General features: G+C 73.2%; 16 protein-coding genes. 9 read left to right on the top strand and 7 right to left on the bottom strand.

What is annotated here, in order from left to right:
* Nucleotides 1-17 precede the first annotated feature (17 nt).
* Nucleotides 18-1811, bottom strand: coding sequence for an NAD(P)/FAD-dependent oxidoreductase (locus NYF13_RS20685; protein WP_315658936.1), 1794 nt, complete (start codon nucleotides 1809-1811; stop codon nucleotides 18-20).
* A gap of 197 nt (nucleotides 1812-2008) precedes the next feature.
* Here NYF13_RS20685 and NYF13_RS20680 point away from each other — a divergent pair, with 197 nt between their 5' ends.
* Nucleotides 2009-2653, top strand: a complete 645-nt coding sequence (locus tag NYF13_RS20680) for a TetR family transcriptional regulator (RefSeq protein WP_315658934.1) — start codon at nucleotides 2009-2011, stop codon at nucleotides 2651-2653.
* A 49-nt stretch (nucleotides 2654-2702) separates the two neighbouring features.
* On the opposite strand, the gene NYF13_RS20675 is transcribed toward NYF13_RS20680, so the two are convergent.
* Nucleotides 2703-5978 (bottom strand): GH92 family glycosyl hydrolase, encoded by a 3276-nt coding sequence (locus NYF13_RS20675; RefSeq protein WP_315658933.1) that lies wholly within the window; start codon nucleotides 5976-5978, stop codon nucleotides 2703-2705.
* Between the two features lie 650 nt (nucleotides 5979-6628).
* Complete coding sequence (locus NYF13_RS20670) at nucleotides 6629-7357, bottom strand: hypothetical protein (protein WP_315658932.1); 729 nt, start codon at nucleotides 7355-7357, stop codon at nucleotides 6629-6631.
* Between the two features lie 296 nt (nucleotides 7358-7653).
* On the opposite strand from NYF13_RS20670, the gene NYF13_RS20665 reads away from it, so the two are divergent.
* The 8 genes from NYF13_RS20665 to NYF13_RS20630 all read left to right on the top strand — a co-directional run bounded on the left by NYF13_RS20665 (nucleotide 7654) and on the right by NYF13_RS20630 (nucleotide 16723).
* The gene (locus tag NYF13_RS20665) at nucleotides 7654-8310 is read left to right on the top strand and encodes a VC0807 family protein (RefSeq protein WP_315658931.1); all 657 of its coding nucleotides are present in this window, start codon (nucleotides 7654-7656) and stop codon (nucleotides 8308-8310) included.
* Between the two features lie 57 nt (nucleotides 8311-8367).
* Nucleotides 8368-8922 carry a DUF1453 domain-containing protein gene (locus NYF13_RS20660; protein WP_315658930.1) on the top strand — a complete coding sequence of 185 codons (555 nt, stop codon included), beginning with the start codon at nucleotides 8368-8370 and terminating at the stop codon, nucleotides 8920-8922.
* A gap of 56 nt (nucleotides 8923-8978) precedes the next feature.
* Nucleotides 8979-10109: a histidine kinase gene (locus NYF13_RS20655; protein WP_315658929.1), complete on the top strand. Its 1131-nt coding sequence runs from the start codon at nucleotides 8979-8981 to the stop codon at nucleotides 10107-10109.
* Nucleotides 10106-10765, top strand: a complete 660-nt coding sequence (locus NYF13_RS20650) for a response regulator transcription factor (RefSeq protein ID WP_315658927.1) — start codon at nucleotides 10106-10108, stop codon at nucleotides 10763-10765. The genes NYF13_RS20655 and NYF13_RS20650 overlap by 4 nt, the downstream gene beginning before the upstream one ends.
* A gap of 89 nt (nucleotides 10766-10854) precedes the next feature.
* Nucleotides 10855-11955, top strand: coding sequence for an ionic transporter y4hA (locus tag NYF13_RS20645; protein WP_315658925.1), 1101 nt, complete (start codon nucleotides 10855-10857; stop codon nucleotides 11953-11955).
* 171 nt (nucleotides 11956-12126) lie between these two features.
* Nucleotides 12127-12720 carry a GTP pyrophosphokinase family protein gene (locus NYF13_RS20640; protein WP_315660378.1) on the top strand — a complete coding sequence of 198 codons (594 nt, stop codon included), beginning with the start codon at nucleotides 12127-12129 and terminating at the stop codon, nucleotides 12718-12720.
* Nucleotides 12721-13016: 296 nt separating this feature from the next.
* On the top strand, nucleotides 13017-14489 hold the full coding sequence (locus NYF13_RS20635) for an adenylate/guanylate cyclase domain-containing protein (RefSeq protein WP_315660377.1): 1473 nt from the start codon (nucleotides 13017-13019) through the stop codon (nucleotides 14487-14489).
* Nucleotides 14490-15277: 788 nt separating this feature from the next.
* Nucleotides 15278-16723, top strand: coding sequence for a DHA2 family efflux MFS transporter permease subunit (locus tag NYF13_RS20630; protein WP_315658924.1), 1446 nt, complete (start codon nucleotides 15278-15280; stop codon nucleotides 16721-16723).
* 546 nt (nucleotides 16724-17269) lie between these two features.
* On the opposite strand, the gene katG is transcribed toward NYF13_RS20630, so the two are convergent.
* From katG to NYF13_RS20605, 4 genes are all read right to left on the bottom strand, one after another.
* Complete coding sequence (katG, locus tag NYF13_RS20620; protein WP_315658923.1) at nucleotides 17270-19507, bottom strand: catalase/peroxidase HPI; 2238 nt, start codon at nucleotides 19505-19507, stop codon at nucleotides 17270-17272.
* A gap of 29 nt (nucleotides 19508-19536) precedes the next feature.
* Complete coding sequence (locus tag NYF13_RS20615; protein WP_315658922.1) at nucleotides 19537-19968, bottom strand: Fur family transcriptional regulator; 432 nt, start codon at nucleotides 19966-19968, stop codon at nucleotides 19537-19539.
* A gap of 95 nt (nucleotides 19969-20063) precedes the next feature.
* On the bottom strand, nucleotides 20064-20294 hold the full coding sequence (locus NYF13_RS20610; protein ID WP_315658920.1) for a hypothetical protein: 231 nt from the start codon (nucleotides 20292-20294) through the stop codon (nucleotides 20064-20066).
* 54 nt (nucleotides 20295-20348) lie between these two features.
* Nucleotides 20349-20894, bottom strand: coding sequence for a GNAT family N-acetyltransferase (locus tag NYF13_RS20605; protein WP_315658919.1), 546 nt, complete (start codon nucleotides 20892-20894; stop codon nucleotides 20349-20351).
* Nucleotides 20895-21071 lie beyond the last annotated feature (177 nt).

The raw sequence follows: 21071 nt of genomic DNA, 5'->3' as shown, positions 1-21071 counted from the left end.
TCCGGACGGCGCTCGGCTCAGCTCACGGGCGACGGCGCCATGATCTCGTCGAAGCCGCCGTTCGAACGCCACTTCCGCAGCAGCTCCTGGAACGCGAGCGGGCCGTCGCCGAACGACGCGCTCGATCGGCGCGGCCGTCCTTCGTTGTTGTAGTACCCCGGGGTGCATTCGAGCTGGAACTGGTGACGGTCCGGGGCGTGCGCGCGGATCGTCTCCACCCACGCGGCCTCGGCCTCGGCGGTCGGTTCGATCCGGTCGAGGCCGCGGGCCCGGGCCTCGGCGACGATCTCGCGCAGGTGCGTGGCCTGCTGGTCGAGCCCGTGCACGAAGTTGACCGAGCTGGAGTTCTGGAGCGGGCCGACGTGGAACAGGTTCGGGAAGCCGTGGCTGGCGCAGCCGTGCAGCGTGCGGATCCCGTCGCGCCAGTGCTCCAGCAGCGCGACGCCGTCCCGGCCGTGGATCGGGAGGCGGCCGGTCAGCGGGTCGGACGCGGCGAGGGTGAAGCCGGTCGCGAAGATGATGCAGTCGACCTCGTACTCCCGGCCGCCGACCACCACCGCCCGCTCGGTGATGCGTTCGACCCCGCCGTGGTCCGCCGCGTCGACCAGGGTGACGTTCGGGCGGTTGAACGTGGGCAGGTAGTGGTCGCTGAACGTCGGCCGCTTGCACAGGTAGCGGTACCAGGGCTTGAGCGCCTCGGCCGTTTCCGGGTCCCGGACCTCGGCGGTGATCCGCTCGCGCAGCTCGTGCATCTTCCGGAGGTCGGCCTCCTCGCCGGCCCGCTCGTGCTCCGCCACCGGCCGGTCGCGGTAGGCGTCGGTGGCCACGAGCTTGTCCAGTAGCCGGGCGCTGCCGGTCCAGGCGTCGGCGACCAGGTCGTGCTCGACCCGCCCGCCGGTGATGACGGTGAGGAAGTTGTCCCGGCGGGCCTGCTGCCAGCCCGGTTCGAGCGAGCGGGCCCACTCCGGGTCGGTGCGGCGGTTGCCGCGGACATCCACAGTGGACGGCGTGCGCTGGAAGACGTAGAGCTGCCCGGCGTCCCGCCCGAGGTGCGGCACGACCTGGATCGCGGTGGCGCCGGTGCCGATGAGCGCGACCCGCTGGTCGGCCAGACCGGTCAGTCCGCCGCCGGCGTCGCCGCCGGTGTAGCCGTAGTCCCAGCGGCTGGTGTGGAACGTGTGGCCGCGGAAGGTCTCCAGCCCCGGGACGCCGGGCAGCTTGGGGCGGTCGAGCGTGCCGTGGGACACGACCACGAACCGCGCCTCGACCACGTCGCCGCGGTCGGTGCGGACGGTCCACCCGGTCCGGTCCTCGTCCCAGCGGAGGTCTTCGACGGCGGTCTGGAAGCAGGCGTCGCGGTAGAGCCCGAAGTGCCGGCCGATCGCCTGGCAGTGGCGCAGGATCTCGGCGCCGGGCGAGTACTTCCACTCGGGCACGTAACCGAGTTCTTCCAGCAGCGGCAGGTAGATGTAGGACTCGACGTCGCAGTGGATGCCGGGGTACCGGTTCCAGTACCAGGTGCCGCCGAAGTCCCCGCCCTTCTCGATCACCCGCACGCGTTCCAGCCCGGCCTGGCGCAGGCGGGCCGCGGCGAGCAGCCCGCCGAAGCCGCCGCCGACGACCACGGCGTCGACCTTGTCGTGCCGCGACGGCCGGGTGAAACCGGGGTCGGCGTACGGGTCGGCGAGGTGGGCGCCGTCCGCGGCCCGGTACTGGGCACTGCCGTCCGGGCGCAGCCGCCGGTCGCGCTCGGCGCGGTACCGCGCGCGCACCGCGTCCGGGTCGGCCGGGGTCGGGGGAGTGCGGGACATGGCTGCCTTCCGGGCCGGTGCTCTTCGGTCGGCTCCAGGTAACCGGGTTCGGCCGCCGGAGTCAAGCAGTTGATTTAAAACAGTCCGGTTCCGGACACCGGCCCGTCCCGCGTGGACGAACGGTCCGGCGGCGAGAACCGCGCGGGCGCCGGGGGCGGGTCCGCACGTAGGATCGCTTTCGCGAAGAGGGGGTGGTCATGAGCGAGCGGACCATACGGGCGGACCGGGCCAGTGGCACCCGGGAGGCGATCCTCGGCACGGCGGAGCGGCTCTTCGCCGAGCACGGGGTGCACGCGGTGTCCAACCGGCAGATCAGCGAGGTCGCGGGCCAGGGCAACAACGCCGCGGTGAACTACCACTTCGGCACCAAGACCGACCTGGTGCGCGCGATCATGCGCAAGCACACCGCGCGGATCGAGGTGCTGCGCGCGCGGATGGCCGACGCGCTGCCGGCCGAGCCCGGTCTGCGCGACTGGGTCGGTTGCCTGGTCCGGCCGAGCTTCTCCTACCTCGACGAGCTCGGCGCGCCGAGCTGGTTCGCCCGGTTCTCCGCGCAGATCATGACCGATCCGGCGCTGCGCGAGATCATGGTGACCGAGTCGCTTTCCTCGCCGGTACTGGTCCGGGCGGTCGACGGGCTCGACCGCTGCCTGCCCGAGCTGCCGCCGGAGGTGCGCGCCGAGCGCAGCGACATGGTGCGCGAGCTGATGATCCACCTGACCGCCGAACGGGAGCGCGCGCTGGCCGAGGGCACCCCCACCCCGCGGACGAGCTGGGCCGACGCCGGGACCGGGCTGATCGACGGCATCACCGGGCTGATGCTGGCCCCGGTCACGCGCTGAGCCGGCGCGTCCACAGTGGACGCACCGGCGCAGCGCGGGTCGCCGGGCTTCAGGCCAGGGTGATCGCGTACAGCTCGACCCGCGGGTCGTCCGGCAGCGAGAGCGACTGGATCGTCTTGCCGCCGTCGAGGGCGGCCTGGGTGCCGAACAACCGGACCGCGGGCCCGTCCACCCCGCTGCCCGCCTTGATCCGGTGCGGCAGGTCGAGCACCACGGTGCTGCCCGCGGGGGCCGAGCCGGCCCAGTCGCCGAGCGTCACGCCGAGGGCGGCGCTGGTGCCGTCCGTGTAGTGCGCGGTCAGCGTGGTCGCCACCGGGCCGTCGTGCGAGGAGCCGACGAGCCGCACCGCCGCGTGGCGTCCCGCCGGGACCAGCAGCGACTGGCCGCGGGCCTCGACGAAGTTCGCCGCGGTGCCGGCCGGGTCCGGGGCGGAGTAGGGGACGCCGTCCCACACCACCGGACCCGCGGGCGGCAGCAGATCCGCGTCGTAACTCCAGCCGGAGCCGTCGAAGTTCCCCTGGGCGGACGCGGCCACGGTCGCCGTGCCGTCGTGGTTGCGATCCGGGCCCAGCTCGACCGCGCACGCCGCTCCGGAGCTCACCGCGCAGGCCGCCGGTGCCCGCACCTCGACGCGCACCGGCCGCGTGACCGTGTTCGCGCCCAGACCGGATGCCTTGACCTGCACCGGATAACTGCCCACCGGCGTCCCCGCGGGCACCGTCACCGCCAGCGAGACCGTCTGCTGCACGGGCAGCCGCCCGGACCACTGCAGCAGCGGGTTCCACGGCCTGGTGGTCACCTTCCAGCCCTTCGGCGCGTCCGTGCTCACCGTGACCGGCTGCACCAGCGGGCTCTGCGTGAGCACGTCCAGGTTCAGCTTCACCGGCTGCGCCGCGGCCGAAGCGGGGATCACCACCGAGCGCTGCTCCGGCGAAGCGTCGACGTGCCGCCGCAGGTCGCCCACCGCGTGGTTCACCGAGGGCGGCTCCGCGCCGGCCGAAGTGCCCCAGGCGGACGGTTTCGCGCCCAGCTCGTGCTCGAGCTCGCCGCCGTGGGCGAGCGCGGGCCAGCTCAGCCAGGTCTGGCGCACGTCGCGGCCGTTCAGCGAAACGCTCTGCACGTACCGGTTGGCGTCGCTCGCGCCCGGCGCGGAAACCGTGAGCGTGCCGCCCTGCCGGCCGCCGTACTGTCCGATCCGGACGGTCGCCGACTCGAACTGCGGGCTCGACACGGCCAGGAAGTTCGAGCCGCTCATCGTCGGGTACAGCCCGAGCGAGGAGAACACGTACCAGGCCGACATGGTGCCGAGGTCGTCGTTGCCGGTCATGCCGTCCGGGCCGGTGGTGAACAGCGTCATCGCCGCGCGGACCACGGTCGCGGTCTTGGCCGGCGCGCCGACCCAATTGTACAGGTACGGCGCGAGCAGGTCCGGTTCGTTGTTCGGGTTGTAGGTGGGCTTGCCGTAGTAGTCGTACGGGCTGGCGATCCAGTCGTTGCGCGCGGTGCCGGCCGGGTCGGTGAGCAGCTTGCCGTAGGCGAAGAACGAGTCGAGCCGCTTCTGCGTCGTGGCGCGCCCGCCCATCAGCGAGACCAGCCCGGCCGGGTCCTGCGGCACGAGCCACTGGTACTGGTAGGCGCCGCCCTCGTGGAACTGCTGCCCGGCGTCGACCGGGTTGTACGGCGTCATCCAGGTGCCCTCGGTGGTGCGCGGGCGGAAGGCCTGGATCGAGGAGTCCCAGAGGTTCTTGTACCACTGGCCGCGGTCGGCGAACATCTGCGCGTCGGCGGAGTGGCCGAGGCCCTTCGCCATCAACGCGAGCGCCGCGTCGGCCGCGGAGTACTCCATGGTCGCCGAAGCCGGGTGGTTGCAGTCGTTGTCGCCGCCCTTGGCCGCGCAATCGGTGCCGAGGGTCAGTCCGCTGGGGATGTAGCCGCGGTCGTTGTAGTAGTCGACCCCGGAGCGCCCGTTGTACGGCGAATCGGCGGGCGGCGTGCTCGTGGCGTTCTTCTTGAGCAGTGCGTACGCCTCGTCTTCGTGCCCGGCCAGCAGGCCCTTGGACCAGGCTTCGACCAGGAACGGGGTCACCGGGTCGCCGGTCATGATGTTGGTCTCGCTCCCGGCCAGCGCCCAGCGCGGCAGCCAGCCGCCGTCGCGCCCGATCGCCACCACCGACAGCGCCACGTCGCGGGCCACCTGGGGTTCGAGCATCTCCAGTAGCTGGTTCTGCGGCCGATAGGTGTCCCACAGCGAGAAGTTCTGGTACGGCGTGTAACCGGCGGCGGTGTGCACCTTGCCGTCGAAACCGGTGTACGCGCCATCGGTGTCGCCGGCCAGGTTCGGGTGCAGTTGCGCGTGGTAGAGCGCGGTGTAGAAGGCGGTCTGGCGGTCGGCGGGGCCGCCGGCGATCTCGACCGCGCCGAGCCGGTCCGCCCAGGCCCGGTGCAGCGCGGCGCGGGTGGCGTCGAAGTCGTAGGAGTTCCCGGTCTCCGCGGTGAGGTTCTTCCGCGCGCCTTCGGGGCCGGTGTAGGACAGGCCGACCTTGACCACGACCTCGCGGTCGGTGGTGGCGTCGAAGCCGGCCCAGGCGCCGTTGCCGCCGGTGCCCGCCGCGTCCCGGGCACCCGGCGTCCGCGTCGAGCCGCGCCAGGTGCCGAAGGAGCTGAACGGCCGGTCGAACGTCGCGGTGAAGTACACCGTGTGCTCGTCGTGCCCGGCGCAGAACCCGCCCGCGCGCACGCGGCCCTCCAGCGTCCGGTCGCCGACCACGTGGATCTCGGAGTCCTTGACCGACTGGTTGGCCTGGCCGGTGTTGAACAGCACGTTCGCCGCGCCGGTGGCGGGGAAGGTGTAGCGCTGCCAGCCGGTGCGGGCGGTGGCGGTCAGTTCGGCGCCGATGCCGTACTTCTCCAGGCCCACGCGGTAATAGCCGGGCTCGGCGTGCTCGTCGTCGTGGCGGTAGCCCGACTTGTAGACATCCTTGTCGACGCTGTCCACGGCGCCGGTGGTCGGCATGATCGGCAATTCGCCCATCACCCCGCAGCCGACCCCGGACAGGTGCGTCTGGCTGAAGCCGTAGATCGCGTTCTGCTGGTAGTCGTACCCGCCCTGCCCGCCGGTGTCCGGGCTGACCTGCACCATGCCGAACGGCGCGCTGGCACCGGGGAAGGTGTTGCCGAAGTTCTGCGTCCCGACGAACGGGTTCACCCGCGCCACCGGATCGGCGGCGGCCCCCGGCTGCGCGCCGGCCGCCGCGGGCGACCCGAGCCCGGCGAACACCAGCCCCGCGACCGCGAGCGCGGCCGCCCGTCTGCTCTGCGACCACATGGGGCGCACCTCCCAGGGTGACAACGTTGTCAGGACGGAACCGGTGGCCGGGTCCGGAAGATGGATCGGAAAGCAGCTTCGCACCTCGGTGGGCATTTGCAAACCCCGTGACCGGTCAACCCGTTGTCAGGGCGACGCGGCCGCGAAACGGGCCGGGCCGGGCCGCCGCGCACGGGGCACCGGCGGGCGGCGGCCAAAGCCGGGCGCGGGGATGCGGGTGGCGGGTGGCGGCCGGGCCGGGCATGGGGCGCGGGCGGCGGGCGGCGGTCGAGCCGGGTGCGGGATGCGGGTGGCGGCCGGGCCGGGCGCGTGCCGAGCGGTGGCCGGGCGCGGGGCGCGGTGCTGGGCGGCGGTCGAGCCGGGCGTGGGGCGCGGGTGCTGGGTGCCGAGCGGTGGCCGGGCGCGGGGCGCGGGTGCCGGGCGGCGGCCGGGCCGGGCGTGGGTGCAGAGTGGTGGCCGGGCGCGGGGGGCGAAGCGCCGGTCGGGTCGGGACGGGGCGGCCACCTTCGGCTTCCCCGCCCCACCCCGCTTCCCCCGTCCCGTCGCGAGCAGCGTCCCAGGGCGGCCGGTGCCGTCGCGAACCCGGTGCCGGTCCGCCCGTCCGTCCACAGTGGCCGGTAGTCCGGGCGCCGCGACCCCGGGCTACCGAGTCACGCGCCGGGGCCGGAGTAGAGCTCGTCCTTCGGCGGCTCGCTCACCGTCACCGGCTTGTTCCACTCGCTGAAGTTCAGCGTGCCCTTGCCCGCGGCCTGCAGGAGCAGCAGGTAGTGCGGCTCGTCGGCGGCCACGAACGCGGTGCCTTCCGGGCTGGTGTACTTCAGCACCGAAGCGCCGCCGACCGTGCTCCGCTCACCGCCGGTGAAGCGCGCCGAGCCGAGCGCGCCGACGGTGTTGTCCACGAAGGTCCGGTAGTCGAGGAAGTCCTTGAAGGATTCGCCGATCCCGGAGCCGATCTGGGAGGTCGACGAGACCCACTTGTCCTTGAGCTGCTCGACCACGCCGGACGAGGCGGGAATCCCGGCCTCCTTGACCAGCGAATCGGTGAAGCGGAAGTAGTACTTGTCCTTGACGCGCAGCACCGGCACCGCGACGCCGTCCTTGTCGACCGTGCCGCTCGCGCCGTCCTCGCCGAGCTTCAGGTCGAGCTTGACGTTCCCGCCTTCGCTGACGCTGCCCGAGACGTGCACCGAAGACGCCTGCTTCGCGGCTTGGCTCACCGCAGGGCCGACCTTCGACGCCTCCAGCACGGCCGGCGCGGGGGAGGGCGAGGCGGCCGGGGCCGCGGCGGGCGTCCCGCCGGTGGGTGAGCCGGCGCAGGCCGTGCACAGGACGGTGAGGGCTGCGACGGCGGCGAACGCACCCGGGCGCAGACGAATCATGGCGGCAATCCGTTCGTGAAGGCTCCAGGTACTCCCCCGGGGCACGCTCGGGTATCGCCCATAACGGTGATTCGTTACCGATCGTGCTCGCGGAGGGTGACCAGGAGCCGCGGGGCCGGGTGGAGGCCCGGGTGGAGACGGTTCTCCACCCGGGATACAGCCGCGGGCGCACGACGGGCCGGTCGCCGATCCCTAGCGTTGCCGGCATGAGGGGAACACCGGGAACCGAAGCCGTCCGAACCGGACGACCGGGCGGGCGCACCCCCGCGGAAACCACCGAGCGAAGGGCTTTTCCCATGGCTGACACCACCGAAGCGGTAGCGGGACCGGCCGGCCGGGGCCTGGCCGCCAAGTCGATGCTGATGACCTTCTTCTGGGACTTCGGCCCGGCGGTGCTCGGCTACTTCGGCGCGGAGCTGCTCGGCGCGAGCACCTACGTCTCCCTGCTGGCCGGCACGGTGCTGTCGGGACTGCGGCTGGTCTGGGTGGCGGTGCGGGACCGGCGGCTGGAGCCGTTCGCCCTGTTCCTGATGATCATGTTCGGCGTGGGCCTGCTCCTGACCTTCGTCACCGGCGACGTCCGGTTCGTGCTGGCCAAGGACTCCGCCACCACGGCCGTGTCCGGGCTGGCCCTGCTGGGCAGCTGCGTGCTCGGCCGCCCCCTGGTCTACTACGCGGCCCAGCGGATGGCCGTCGCCTCCGGCCGGACGGACTTCGCCGAGACCGCGGACACCCCCGTGCTGCGGCGGCGCTGGTACCAGGTGTCCCTGGTCTGGGGCTTCGGGCTGCTCGCCGAGTCGATCGTCCGCATCGTGGCCGTCTACGCGCTCCCGCTCGGGGTCGCGGCCAACCTCTCGCAGGTGCTGATGATCGCGGTCGTCGCCGCCCTGCTGACCTGGACCATCCGCTCGGGCAAGCGCCTGACCACCGCGTCCGTCCCCGCCGCGCGCTGACCGCGCCGGCCCACCCCCCGCAGACCCCCACCCACCCGCAGACCCAGGAGTGAAACCATGAGCGGACCGCTGCAAGTCGTGCTGATCATCGCGGTGATCGCCTACGTGCTGATCCGGCGGCTGGCCGGGGAGCCGGCCGAGGCCAAGCGGATGCTGATCCTGCCGGCGATCCTGATCGCCGTCGGCCTGAGCCAGCTGGACGATCTGGGCCGGTCCGGGGTGGCGGTGCTGTTCCTGGCCGGGACCACGCTGGTCAGCGCGGCGCTGGGCGCCCTGCGCGGGGTCACGATCAGGCTGCCGCGGCGCGACGGGATCGTCTTCATGCGCTACACCGCGGTCACCATCGTGCTGTGGGTGGTCAACATCGCGGTCAAGATCGGCGCGGGCCTGCTGCTCGGCGCGATCGACCCGGCCGGCTCGGACGCGCTGGGCGGCACGACGTTCCTCACCGTGGGCGTCGGGATGCTGCTGGAGGGCGTGGTGGTGCTGGCCCGCGCGCTGCGCACCGGGGACCAGGTGATCTGGGCCCAGGGCCGCGACGGCGCCCCGCACCGGACCTCGCCGTGGCTCGACGACCTCCAGCGGCAGCTTTCCCGCCGCGGCCGCGGCTGACCGCGGTGACCCGGCCGTTAGGGTGGGCGTCGACCGGGACGATATCGAGGACGGCCATGGAGCAGGTGCGGACGCCGCGGGTGCGGGTCGGCCGGAGCGTCGAAGACCTGCTCCGGCCGTTCGTCTTCGCCCTGCTGGTCCTGCTGGCCGTCCTCCAGTTCGCCACGCGGGCCCTGGTCTTCCCGGGGCTCGCGATGGCCTTGCTCGCCGCGGTCGTCGTGTTCGCGTGCGCTTCCTTCCTGCCCTCCGACCGGCTCCCCGTGGCCGCCCGGATCACCCTCGCCCTGGCCTTTTCGCTCACCTCGGCGGTCCTGCTGCCCCTGGCGCAGTCGACGGTCGCGCCGGGCTTCGCCTTCATCGCCTCGGCGGTCGCGGGCCGCAAGCTCGCCTCCCGCCGCGCGGCGGTCCTGGTCGCCGCGGCCGGCGCCGTGACCGCCGCGGCCGCCGTCTGGCTGGTCGAGGACATCCACCCGATGAGCTCGAGCTGGCCCTGGTGGCTGGGGCTGGCCGTGGTCGCCCCGGTCTACCTCGGCATCTCCCGGCAGGACCACGAAGACGCCGTGCGCAACGCGGAGCGGGCGTTCCGCTCGGAGGCGCGGGAGGTGGCGCTGCTGGAGCGCGGCCGCATCGCGCGCGAGATCCACGACGTGCTGGGCCACTCGCTCTCGGGCATCTCGCTGCAACTGGACCTGGCCGACGCGCTGCACGGCAAGGGCCGCGACGCCGAGGCGAACCTCGCCGTCCGGCGGGCCCGCGCGCTGGCCGTGGACAGCATCGCCGAGACCCGGCACGCGATCGAGGCGCTGCGCGAGGACTCCCTGCCGCTGAGCCGGACGCTGGAGCTGATGGCGATCGGCGACTCCGTGGCGCTGGCGGTGACGGGGGAGCAGTGGCCGGTGGAGACCGACGTCGCGCACGCGGTGATCCGGGCCGCGCAGGAGGCGCTGGTGAACGCCGCGAAGCACGCCCCGGGCGCGGACCGGTCGATGACCCTGCGCTACAGCGAGGAGGCGGTCGGGCTGACCGTCGCGAATGGACCGGCCACGCAGGAGCCCCGCCCCGCGGCCGGCGGCGGGCTGGGCCTGGTGGGCATGCGGGAGCGGATCGCGTTGCTCGGCGGCACCCTGAGCGCCGGTCCCGGCGCGGACGGCAGCGGCTGGATCGTCGAAGTGGAGATACCGAAGTGACCCTTTCGCTCGTCGTGGTGGACGACCAGGCCTCGGTGCGGGAAGCGCTCGCGGTGATGCTGGACCTCGCCGACGGGATCAGCGTCGTCGCGACCGCCACCAACGGGGCCGAGGCGGTCGAGGCGGTCGAGCGGCACGGGCCGGACGTGGTGCTGATGGACCTGCACATGCCGGTGATGGACGGGGTCGAGGCGACCGAGCGGATCAAGGCGGCCCGGCCGTCGGCGCAGGTCGTGGTGCTGACCACCTTCGACGACGACGAGTCGATCCTGGCCGCGCTGGAGGCCGGCGCCAGCGGCTACCTGACCAAGGAGGCCGACCGCGCGAAGATCGAGCAGGCCGTGCGCGGTGCGGGCGCCGGGCAGGTGGTGCTGGCGCCGGAGGTGCAGCGCCGCCTGCTCTCCCTGGCCACGCGCCGCTCGCGCCCGGCCGCGGAGCCGGAATTCGGCCTCACCACGCGGGAGCGCGAGATCCTCGGCCTGATCGGCGAGGGCCTGCGCAACCCGGAGATCGCGGGGCGGTTGTTCATCAGCGAGGCCACGGTGAAGACCCACATCAACAACCTCTTCGCCAAGGCGGGTTTCCACTCCCGCGCCGACGCCGTGCGCTACGCGCTGAGCGCGGCCGAGCCGGGGGGTTACCGCCGCCCGGACTGACCGGACTGCCCCGGACTGCCCCGGGCCGGCCAGTCCGGGCGGCCGTCGTGCGGAGGCGGCGGGCCGGGAGATCTGCGAAGCTGCCAGCCATGACCTCCCGGAAGTCTTCCCCGTGGTTCGGCTGGACGACGCTGGCGCCGTTGATCGCGATCGTCGCGCTGGTGCTGACCTGGGGTCGCGCCCTCGCGACGGTGCCGGTGGTCGTGGTCGCGGTGGTGCTGGCGGCCGCCGTGCTGGCCGCGGTGCACCACGCCGAGGTGGTCGCGCACCGGGTGGGGGAGCCGTTCGGCTCGCTGGTGCTGGCCGTCGCGGTGACGGTGATCGAGGTGGCGCTGATCATCACGCTGATGATCAGCGGCGGCCCGAAGACCGGTTCGCTGGCGCGGGACACCGTGTTCGCCGCGGTGATGATCACTTGCAACGGCATCCTCGGGTTGTCGCTGCTGGTGGGCGCGTGGCGCAGCCCGGTGGCCGTGTTCAACGCCGAGGGCACGGGCTCCGCCCTCGGCACGGTGGCGGCCCTGGCCACCCTCTGCCTGGTCCTGCCGAGCTTCACCGCCGCCCGCCCGGGCCCGGAGTTCTCGCCCGCCCAGCTGAGCTTCGCCGCACTGGCCTCGCTGGTCCTGTACGGCATGTTCGTGCTCACCCAGACCGTGCGGCACCGCGACTTCTTCCTGCCGGTGGACCACGAGGGCGAGGTGCTGGAAGAGGAGGAGCACGTCGCCCCGCCGACCACGCGCGCCGCGCTGACGAGCCTGGCCCTGCTGCTGGTGGCCCTGGTCGCGGTGGTCGGCCTGGCCAAGGTGGAGTCCCCGGCGATCGAGCGGTCGGTGGCCGCGCTGGGCTTCCCGCAGTCCTTCGTCGGCGTGGTCATCGCCCTGCTGGTCCTGCTGCCGGAGACGATCGCCGCGACCAACGCGGCCCGCCGCGGCCGCGTGCAGGTGAGCCTCAACCTGGCGCTGGGTTCGGGCATGGCCAGCATCGGGCTGACCATCCCGGCCATCGCGGTGGCCTCCATCTGGCTCTCCGGACCGCTGGAACTGGGCCTGGACCCGACGCAGATCGTGCTGCTGGTGATCACCGGGGTGGTGGGGGTGCTGACCGTGGTGCCGGGGCGCGCCACCCGGTTGCAGGGCGGGGTGCACCTGGTGCTGCTGGCCGCGTTCGTGTTCCTGGCCGCCCGGCCCTGAGCGGCCGGGCCGGGGAACCGCGCTGGGGTCTTGCGCGTTGACGGAGCACTGATCGAGACGCTGGGCGAAGTGAAGGACGACGGGCAGGGCATGGCGACGACGAGGGGTCCCGGCGCCCCGGCGGACGGTGGCGTGGCGGCGGACGGGTTCAGCGTGCCCGCCGGGTTCCTGATGGTCTACAAGTTCGCCATCGAGGAGCTGATGACGAAGCTGCGGATCCTCAGCGAGGAGTTCGACTTCGCCCACCGGCACGATCCGATCGAGCACATCAGCAGCCGGGTGAAGCGGCCCGCGGCGATCGGGCAGAAGCTGCGGCGGCGCGGGCTGGGAACCGATCCCGCGACCATCGCCGAGCAGCTCGACGACATCGCCGGCGTGCGCGTGGTCTGCCCGTTCCTGTCCGACGTCTACCACGTCGCGCGGATGCTGACCGGGCAGGACGACGTGGAACTGGTGCGCAGCAAGGACTACGTCGCGAACCCGAAGGCCAACGGCTACCGCAGCCTGCACCTGATCGTGCGGATCCCGGTGTTCCTGTCCGACCGGGTGGAGAAGGTCAAGGTCGAGGTGCAGCTGCGCACCATCGCGATGGACTTCTGGGCCACCCTGGAGCACAAGCTGTTCTACAAGTACACCGACCGGCTGCCCGAGGACTTCGCCGGCGAGCTGGCCAGCACGGCGATCGTGGCCGCGCAGCTCGACACCCGGATGCAGCACCTGCACGAGCGCATGCGCGGGGACGGCAACCTCGTCGCCCCGCTCTGACCGCCGCCGCAGTGCACGACCGGAGCCGGACCGGTCAGGACCCCGCGCCAAGCGCCGAGGTTGCGGTCACCCGGTGGGCCCGCGAGAAAAAGCGACGAGCCCGGAGCCCGTTCCGGCCCCTGCCGGGTTGAGTGTACAGTTGTGCACTCAACTGACCTGGTGAGTGACGAGGCGGCTCGGTGGACCACGATCAGACCCTGCTGGAACCGGCGGTCCCGGTCCGGCCCCGGCGGGGCCCGGGCCCCCGCCGCCCGTTCGGCTCATGGCTGCTGGGTCCGGCGGACCAGGGCGTGCGGATGCTGCGGGTGCGGGTCCAGCTGCTGCTGACCGGGACGCTGATCGCCACCAACGTGATCGGCGCGGCCGTGGTCGTGGTGCTGGCGTTCCTGCTGGTGCCGGGGCCGGGCCCGAACGGGGAAATGGTGCTGGCGACGGCGGTGGCCGTGCCGGTGTACGTGGTTTCCTCGGTCGTGGTGGGCGCGCTGTGGGGCACCCGGGGCGCGCTGAAAACGCTGAGATGGGTGATCCAGCAACGCCCGCCGACACCGGCCGAGCGCTCGGCGACCTTGCGCGTGCCGCTGCGCCTGACGCTGGTGCAGGCCGTGCTGTGGGGCTTGGCCACCCTGCTGTTCGGCGGACTGGCCGTGGCGCTGCAGCCCGACGTCGCGGTCACGGAGGTGCTCACCGTCGGGCTGGCCGGGATGGTGGTGTGCGCCAACGCCTACCTGCTGAGCGAGTTCTCGCTGCGGCCGATCGCGGCCCGGGCGCTGTCGGACGCCATCCCGGGACGGCGGCGCCTCGGCGGGGTCACCCTGCGCAGCCTGCTGTTCTGGTGCCTGGGCACCGGGGTGCCGGTCGCCGGGCTGGTGGCCACGGCGCTGCTGGCCGGGGTGCGCGAGGACGTGTCCAAGACGCAGCTCGTGGTGTCCGTGATCGCGCTCGGGCTGGTGGTGCTGTGCTTCGGACTGCTGATCACCGTGTTCACCACGCGGGCGACCGTCTCCCCGATCCGCTCGGTGCGCGACGCGCTGCGCCGGATCGAACGCGGGGACTTCAGCGCCGAGGTGCCGGTGTACGACGGCACCGAGCTGGGCCTGCTGCAGGCCGGCTTCAACCGGATGGCCGCCGGCCTGCGCGAGCGGGAGCGGATGCGCGACCTGTTCGGGCGCCACGTCGGCGAGGAGGTCGCGGTCGAGGCGATGCGCGGCCAGGCCGGGCTCGGCGGGCAGGTGCGCACCGTGTCCGTGCTGTTCGTCGACGTCGTCGGGTCCACCGCGCTGGCGGCCACGCGGCCGCCGGAGGAGGTGGTCGGGCTGCTCAACCGGTTCTTCTCCGTGGTGGTCGACGAGGTGGACGGCCACCACGGCCTGGTCAACAAGTTCGTCGGCGACGCCGTGCTGGCGGTCTTCGGCGCCCCGGCGGCGATGGACGGCCACGCGGCCCACGCGCTCGAGGCGGCGCGGGTGATCGCCGGGCGGCTGGTGCGCGAGGTGCCGGACTGCGCGGCCGGCATCGGCGTCGCCACGGGGGAGGCGGTGGCCGGCAACGTCGGCGACCCGCGCCGGTTCGAGTACACCGTGATCGGCGACCCGGTCAACGAGGCCGCGCGGCTGAGCGAGCGGGCCAAGCAGACGCCGGGCCGGCTGGTCGCCTCCTGGACGGCCGTCGCGGCGGCGGGCCCGGGCGAAGGCGCGCGCTGGCGGCCGGACGGCGAGGTCATCCTGCGCGGCCGCACCGAGGCCACGGTGCTCGCGGTCCCGGCTGACTGAAACGGGGCGGAACCGCGCGCCCGGCGGCGGAAACCGCGGCTCGGCGGCGGAGGCCGCGGTTCACTGGCGGGGGCTGGGGTTCGTCGCCGGGAGCCGCGGTTCGGAGCCGGGAGCCGGGAGTCGCGGTTCGCTGGCGGGAGCCGCGGCTCGGCGGGAGCCGCGGTTTGTCGCCGGGAGCCGGGGGCCGCGGTTCGCTGGCGGGAGCCGCGGCTCGGCGGGAGCCGCGGTTTGTCGCCGGGAGCCGGGGGCCGCGGTTCGCTGGCGGGAGCTGCGGCCCGGCGGCCGGAGGGCAGGGCCGCCCCCTCGGGGGTGAGCCCCGTCCGCGAGCCGACCGGTCACGCCGGGGATCGGCGGGCCTCCGGTGGGCGGCACCCCGGCCACGGGTTCGCCGCCGGTGGGGATCGCCGGGACGGCGCCCGCGGTCGCGCGGGACTGGGTCACGCGGGGTTGGGTCGTGCTGGATCGGGTCGCGCGGGGTTGGGTCGCGCTGGACCGGGTTGCGGGACCGGGTCACGCGGGCTTGAGTCGCGCTGGATCGGGTCGCGCGGGGTTGGGTCGCGCTGGACTGATCGCGGCGTCATGGCTGTCCGGACGGACCGGGCCTGGGCGCGCTCCGGCCGGGCCGGTCGGACGCGGGACCGGGGCCCGAGGACCCGGGCCCGCTGCGCAGCCGCCGGTTTTGTCGGTGCCACCCCCTATCCTGGGGACACGACCAGCCGGAAGCCCGCCGGCACCCCCCGTTCTCCCCTTGAGCGCCCCCCGGGCGCGGATCTGCAGGAGCCCCACGCATGACGCACACCGCGAACGTCACCTCATCGGCCCGGGAGCGCGCGCCGTCCGCGCCCGGGCTGCTGATCGGGGTGCTGGTCGGCTCGGCCTTCGTGATGATCCTGAACGAGACCATCCTCAGCGTCGCGCTCCGCGACCTGACGGCCGACCTCGGCGTGCCCACCACCACCACCCAGTGGCTGACCAGCGGGTTCCTGCTCACCATGGCGGTGGTCATCCCGACCACCGGCTTCCTGCTCGAACGGTTCCGCCCCCGCAGCGTCTTCCTGTTCTCGCTCTCGGCGTTCACCCTCGGCACGCTGCTGTGCGCGATCGCGCCCGGGTTCGGCCTGCTGCTGGCCGGGCGCATCGTCCAGGCCTGCGGCACCGCGGTGATGCTGCCGCTGCTGATGACCACGGTGATGCGGCTGGTGCCGGCGAACCGGCGGGGCGCGATGATGGGCACGATCAGCATCGTCATCGCCGTCGCCCCGGCGATCGGGCCGACCATCGGCGGCGCGGTGCTGTCCTCGCTGGGCTGGCGCTGGATGTTCTGGATCGTGCTGCCGCTTTCGCTGGCGGCGCTGGTGATCGGCGCGGTACGGCTGCGGATCGACAGCGAGACCCGCAGGGTGCCGCTCGACCTGCTTTCCGTGCTGCTGTCCGCGATCGGGTTCGGCGGAGTGCTGTACGGGCTGTCCGCGGCGGGCGAGTCCGGCGGCGCGGAGCCGGTCGTGGCGCCGTGGGTGGCCGTCGTGGCCGGGGTGGTCGCGCTGGCGGTGTTCACCTGGCGCCAGACCCGGTTGCAGCGCCGCGACCGGGCGCTGCTGGACCTGCGGCCGTTCACCCACCGCGGGTTCGTGGTGGCGCTGGTGCTGACCGCGCTGCTGTTCATGGGCCTGATCGGCGCGGGCGCGATCCTGCTGCCGCTGTACCTGCAGACCGTGCTGCACACCTCGACCCTGGTCAGCGGCCTGGCCGTGCTGCCCGGCGGACTGGCCCTGGGGCTGCTCGGCCGCCCGGTCGGCGCCTGGTTCGACCGCGTGGGCTCCCGTCCGCTGGTCATCCCCGGCTCGGCGGCCATGGCGGTCTCGCTGTGGCTGTTCGCCCTGCTCGGCCCGGCTTCGCCGCTGATCGCGGTGATCGCCGTCCACGTGCTGCTGATGGCCGGGCTGGGGCTGATGATGACCCCCCTGATGACCGAGGCGCTCGGCGTGCTGCCCGACCACCTGTACTCCCACGGCAGCGCGATCCTCTCGACGCTGCAACAGGTGGCGGGCGCGCTCGGCACCACGGTGTTCGTCACGGTGGCCACGGTCGCGAGCGAGGGCGGGTCCGGCGCGAGCCCGGATTCCCCGGGCCTGCACGCGGCGTTCGTCGTGGCGGGTTGCATCGGTGTCGTGGCCTTCGCGACGTCGTGGCTGGTGCGGTCGACGCGGGGGGCTGCGGAGGTGGAGAAGTCCTGAGACCGGGCGGGGGAGCTCCCCTCGACACGCGGCCGCCTGACGGCACGATCGCCGGACAGCTAGCTGAGGCCCGGTGAGAGGTTGAGCTGGTGCTGCGGTGGTTGCTCGCGGTGCGCGGGAAGACGTGGGCGGTGATCGGGCTGCCGCTACCTGATCACGGTGGTGACGGCTTTACCGCCTGATCGTCGAGGCCCTGTAGTGGTAACGGCGCTTCGCGGCTGGTGGCTCGGAAAATGGGGATGTCGCGTGGAATCGAAGCGCGGGTCGGCGGCGGAGAAGGGCTCGGCCGGTCCGGTGGCGGACTGAATGCCGGGACCCACCTGGCCGGGGGCGGGCGCGGGTGGCCGATGCGGTGCCTGCTCACCCCGGCTCAATCCGGTGCCCCGTCCTTGACTGGTGTCCCTGCCGGGCCGTGCGGGATCAGCGAATGACCTTCGCCAGCGCAGCGCACGACGATCGGCGAAAGGGCGGGAAAAGCGCCGTTCCCTTGGCGGGCAAGGGAACGGCGCTCGTCACGGACCGGCTGCCCGGCCCGTCACCTCAGGCTCAGCCGAGGTCGAAGCGGTCGTTGCTCATCACCTTGTCCCACGCGGCCACGAAGTCGCGCACGAACTTCTCCCGGGCGTCGTCGCTCGCGTAGACCTCGGCGACGGCGCGCAGTTCGGAGTTCGAGCCGAACAGCAGGTCGACCCGGCTGCCGGTCCACCGGACCTGGCCGTCCTCGCCGCGGGCCTCGTAGTTTTCCGGGTTCGGCCCGTCCTCGGCCGCCTTCCACTCCGTGCCCGGCTCGAGCAGGGTGGTGAAGAAGTCGTTGGTCAGCGTGCCCGGGGCCGTGGTGAGCACCCCCGCGTCCGACTGCTGGTAGTTCGCCCCCAGCACCCGCAGGCCGCCGATGAGCACGGTCAGCTCCGGGGCGGTCAGGTTCAGCAGGTTCGCGCGGTCGACCAGCAGGTACTCCGAGGGCAGCCGGTTGCCCTTGCCGCGGTAGTTGCGGAAACCGTCGGCCGAGGGCTCCAGCGGCGCGAACGACTCGGCGTCGGTCTGCTCCTGGGTCGCGTCGGTGCGGCCCGGGGTGAACGGGACCTTCACCTCCACGCCGCCGTCCTTCGCGGCCTGCTCGACCGCGGCGACGCCGCCCAGCACGATCAGGTCGGCCAGCGAGATCTTCTTCCCGCCGGTCTGCCCGGCGGCGAAGGACTCCTGGATGCCTTCGAGCGTGCGGAGCACCTGGGCCAGCTTCTCCGGCTCGTTGACCTCCCAGCCGCGCTGCGGCTCGAGGCGGATGCGCGCACCGTTGGCGCCACCGCGCTTGTCGCTGCCGCGGAAGGTCGAAGCCGAGGCCCACGCGGTCGAGACGAGCTGCGCGACGGTCAGGCCCGAGCCGAGGATCTTCGCCTTGAGGTCCGCCACCTCGGCCTCGCCGACCAGCTCGTGGTCGACGGCCGGGACGCGGTCCTGCCAGATCAGCTCCTCCTGCGGCACCAGCGGGCCGAGGTAGCGCTGGATCGGGCCCATGTCGCGGTGGGTCAGCTTGAACCAGGCGCGCGCGAACACGTCCGCGAACTCGTCCGGGTTCTGGTGGAACCGGCGGGAGATCCGCTCGTACACCGGGTCGACGCGCAGCGCCAGGTCGGTGGTCAGCATCATCGGCGGGCGGACGAGCTCGCCGGTCTCGGGGTCCGGGATGGTGTTCGCCCCGGCGCCGTCCTTCGCCACCCACTGGTTGGCGCCGGCCGGGCTCCGGGTGAGCTCCCACTCGTACCCGAACAGGTTGTCGAAGAACTGGTTGCTCCAGCGCGTCGGCGTGGTCGTCCAGGTGACCTCGAGGCCACTGGTGATCGCGTCGCGGCCCTTGCCGCTGCCGAAGGAGTTCTTCCAGCCCAGGCCCTGCTCCTCGAGCGGGGCGCCCTCGGGCTCGGCGCCCACGTGCTCGTCCGGGTCGGCCGCGCCGTGGGTCTTGCCGAAGGTGTGCCCGCCGGCGATCAGCGCGACGGTCTCCTCGTCGTTCATCGCCATCCGGCCGAAGGTCTCGCGGATGTCGCGCGCCGAGGCCCGCGGGTCCGGGTTCCCGTTGGGGCCCTCGGGGTTGACGTAGATCAGGCCCATCTGGACCGCGGCCAGCGGGTTCTCCAGCTCACGGTCACCGGTGTAGCGCTCGTCGCCGAGCCAGGTGCGCTCCGGGCCCCAGTACACGTCCTCGTCCGGCTCCCACACGTCCGCGCGGCCGCCGGCGAAGCCGAAGGTCGTGAAGCCCATGGTCTCCAGCGCCCGGTTGCCGGTGAAGATCAGCAGGTCGGCCCACGAGATCTTGCGGCCGTACTTCTGCTTGACCGGCCACAGCAGGCGGCGCGCCTTGTCCAGGTTGCCGTTGTCCGGCCAGCTGTTCAGCGGCGCGAACCGCTGCATACCGGCGCCGGCCCCGCCGCGGCCGTCGTCGATGCGGTAGGTGCCCGCGCTGTGCCAGGCCATGCGGATCATCAGCGGGCCGTAGTGGCCGAAGTCCGCGGGCCACCAGTCCTGCGAGGTGGTCAGCACGGCGTCGACGTCGGCGGCCAGCGCGTCGAGGTCGACGGTCTGGAACTCGGCGGCGTAGTCGAAGTCGCCGTCCATGGGGTTGGCCACGGCCGAGTGCTTCCGGAGGATCTTCAGGTTGAGCTGGTTGGGCCACCACTCGCGGTTGCTGCCGCCCTCGGTGGGGTGGCCGAAGCGCCCGGTCGAGACCGGGCAGCCGCCCGCGCTCTCCTCGTTCATTTCGCCGACGACGGCGTCAGGGCTGTCAGACACAGAAATCCTTCCGGTTTCACTGGTGGTGCTCAGGATGTGAGCGCGGTGGTGCAGTCGGGACACCGGCCCCAGAAGATCACTTCGGCTTCGTCGATGGTGAAGCCGTGATCATCGGAGGCAGTCAAGCAGGGCGCGGGGCCCACGGCGCAGTCGACGTCGGCCACCGCGCCGCAAGAGCGGCACACGACGTGGTGGTGGTTGTCGCCGACCCGCGCCTCGTACCGCGCGACCGAGCCCGGCGGTTCGATCCGCCGCAGCAGGCCCGCGGTGGTCAGGGCCCGCAGCACGTCGTAGACGGCCTGGTGGGAGACCCCGCCCAGGTCTTCGCGCACGAAGCCGATGAGGGAATCGGTGTCGGCGTGCGGATGGCCGTGGACCGCGGCCAGCACCGCCAGCCGTGGGCGGGTCACGCGCAGGGAGACCCCGCGCAGCATCCGCTCGAAATCCGAAGCCGCAGGCACGGGTCCGGAGTCTGCCGCATTTTCTGGAATCAATCAAGTTCAGCGGCGGGGGTGCGCGTCGCCCGGGCGCGTCGCCCGGTTCCGGCCCGCCGGTGCTAGTCGGTGGGGCCGCGCAGGGTGAGCATCACCCGCAGGACGTGCTCGACGGCGGCGGGGAAGGCCGCCGCGCGCAGTTCGCCGCGGGTGGCCAGGGTGCGGGCGGCGAAGTCCAGCATGTGCTCCGGGCCCAGGCGCCGCACCAGCAGCACGGCGACCTCCTCCAGGTCCAGGCCCGGGTGGTCCAGCCTGGTCAGGGCGAGCTCGACGATGAGCTCCTCATCGGTCATCGGAGCGGTCACGGTTCCGGCGGGGGCAAAACGGTCTGGGCCACGGCTTCGAGCTTAGCCGCTTCCCGGCGGGTGCCGGTGGCCGTCGGGCTCGGGCGCGCGTCCGGCGAGGTCGATCCAGTAGCGCCACTCCGGTCCGCGCTCACCGCTCTCGCGGATCCCGCCCTGACGCTCGATGGTCCGGGCCGACGCGTGGTTGCCGGCCTCGCAGACGAGCAGGACCCGGGTCCGGCCTGCGGTGCGGGCGAGGTCGAGCACCCGGCCCAGGGCCCAGCTCGCCCGGCCGCGGCGGCGGGCGGAAGGACGGATGCCGTAACCGATGTGACCCGCCCGGCGGGTGAAGTCGTCGTCGCGGTGGCGCAGGGCGATCCCGCCGAGCACCCGGCCGTCCTCGACGATCCAGCGGAAGGTGCAGAGCGCGCGGGCCGGGTCCGGCTCGTCGGCCAGCCGGGCCACCCAGGCCGCGAAGCCGGGCCCGGACTCGACCTCGTCCTCCGCGTCCAGGCCGAAGCCGTCCTCGTGCGGGCCGGGTCCCCACTCGTGGTGCGCCTCGAGCCAGGCCTGGTGCAACTCGGCGGTGGGGGCGATCAGCTCGGGCATGCACCGAAGCTACCAAGTTCGGTTCACCAGCACGACCTTCCCGCGCGCACAACGGCTTTCGCTCGGTCCGTGCGCCGCGCCGGGGTCGGCATCGCGACCGTGCACCGGCGCTTCGAGGGCAAGGAAGCCCTGCTCGCCCGCGAGGGTGGCGGCTCCGCGCCGGTTCGCGGCCCTGAT

This window comes from Amycolatopsis sp. PS_44_ISF1, from assembly GCF_032335455.1.
GTDB lineage: Bacteria > Actinomycetota > Actinomycetes > Mycobacteriales > Pseudonocardiaceae > Amycolatopsis.
The sequence above is the reverse complement of the archived record's forward strand: the minus strand, read 5'-3'. Positions and strand labels throughout refer to the sequence as shown.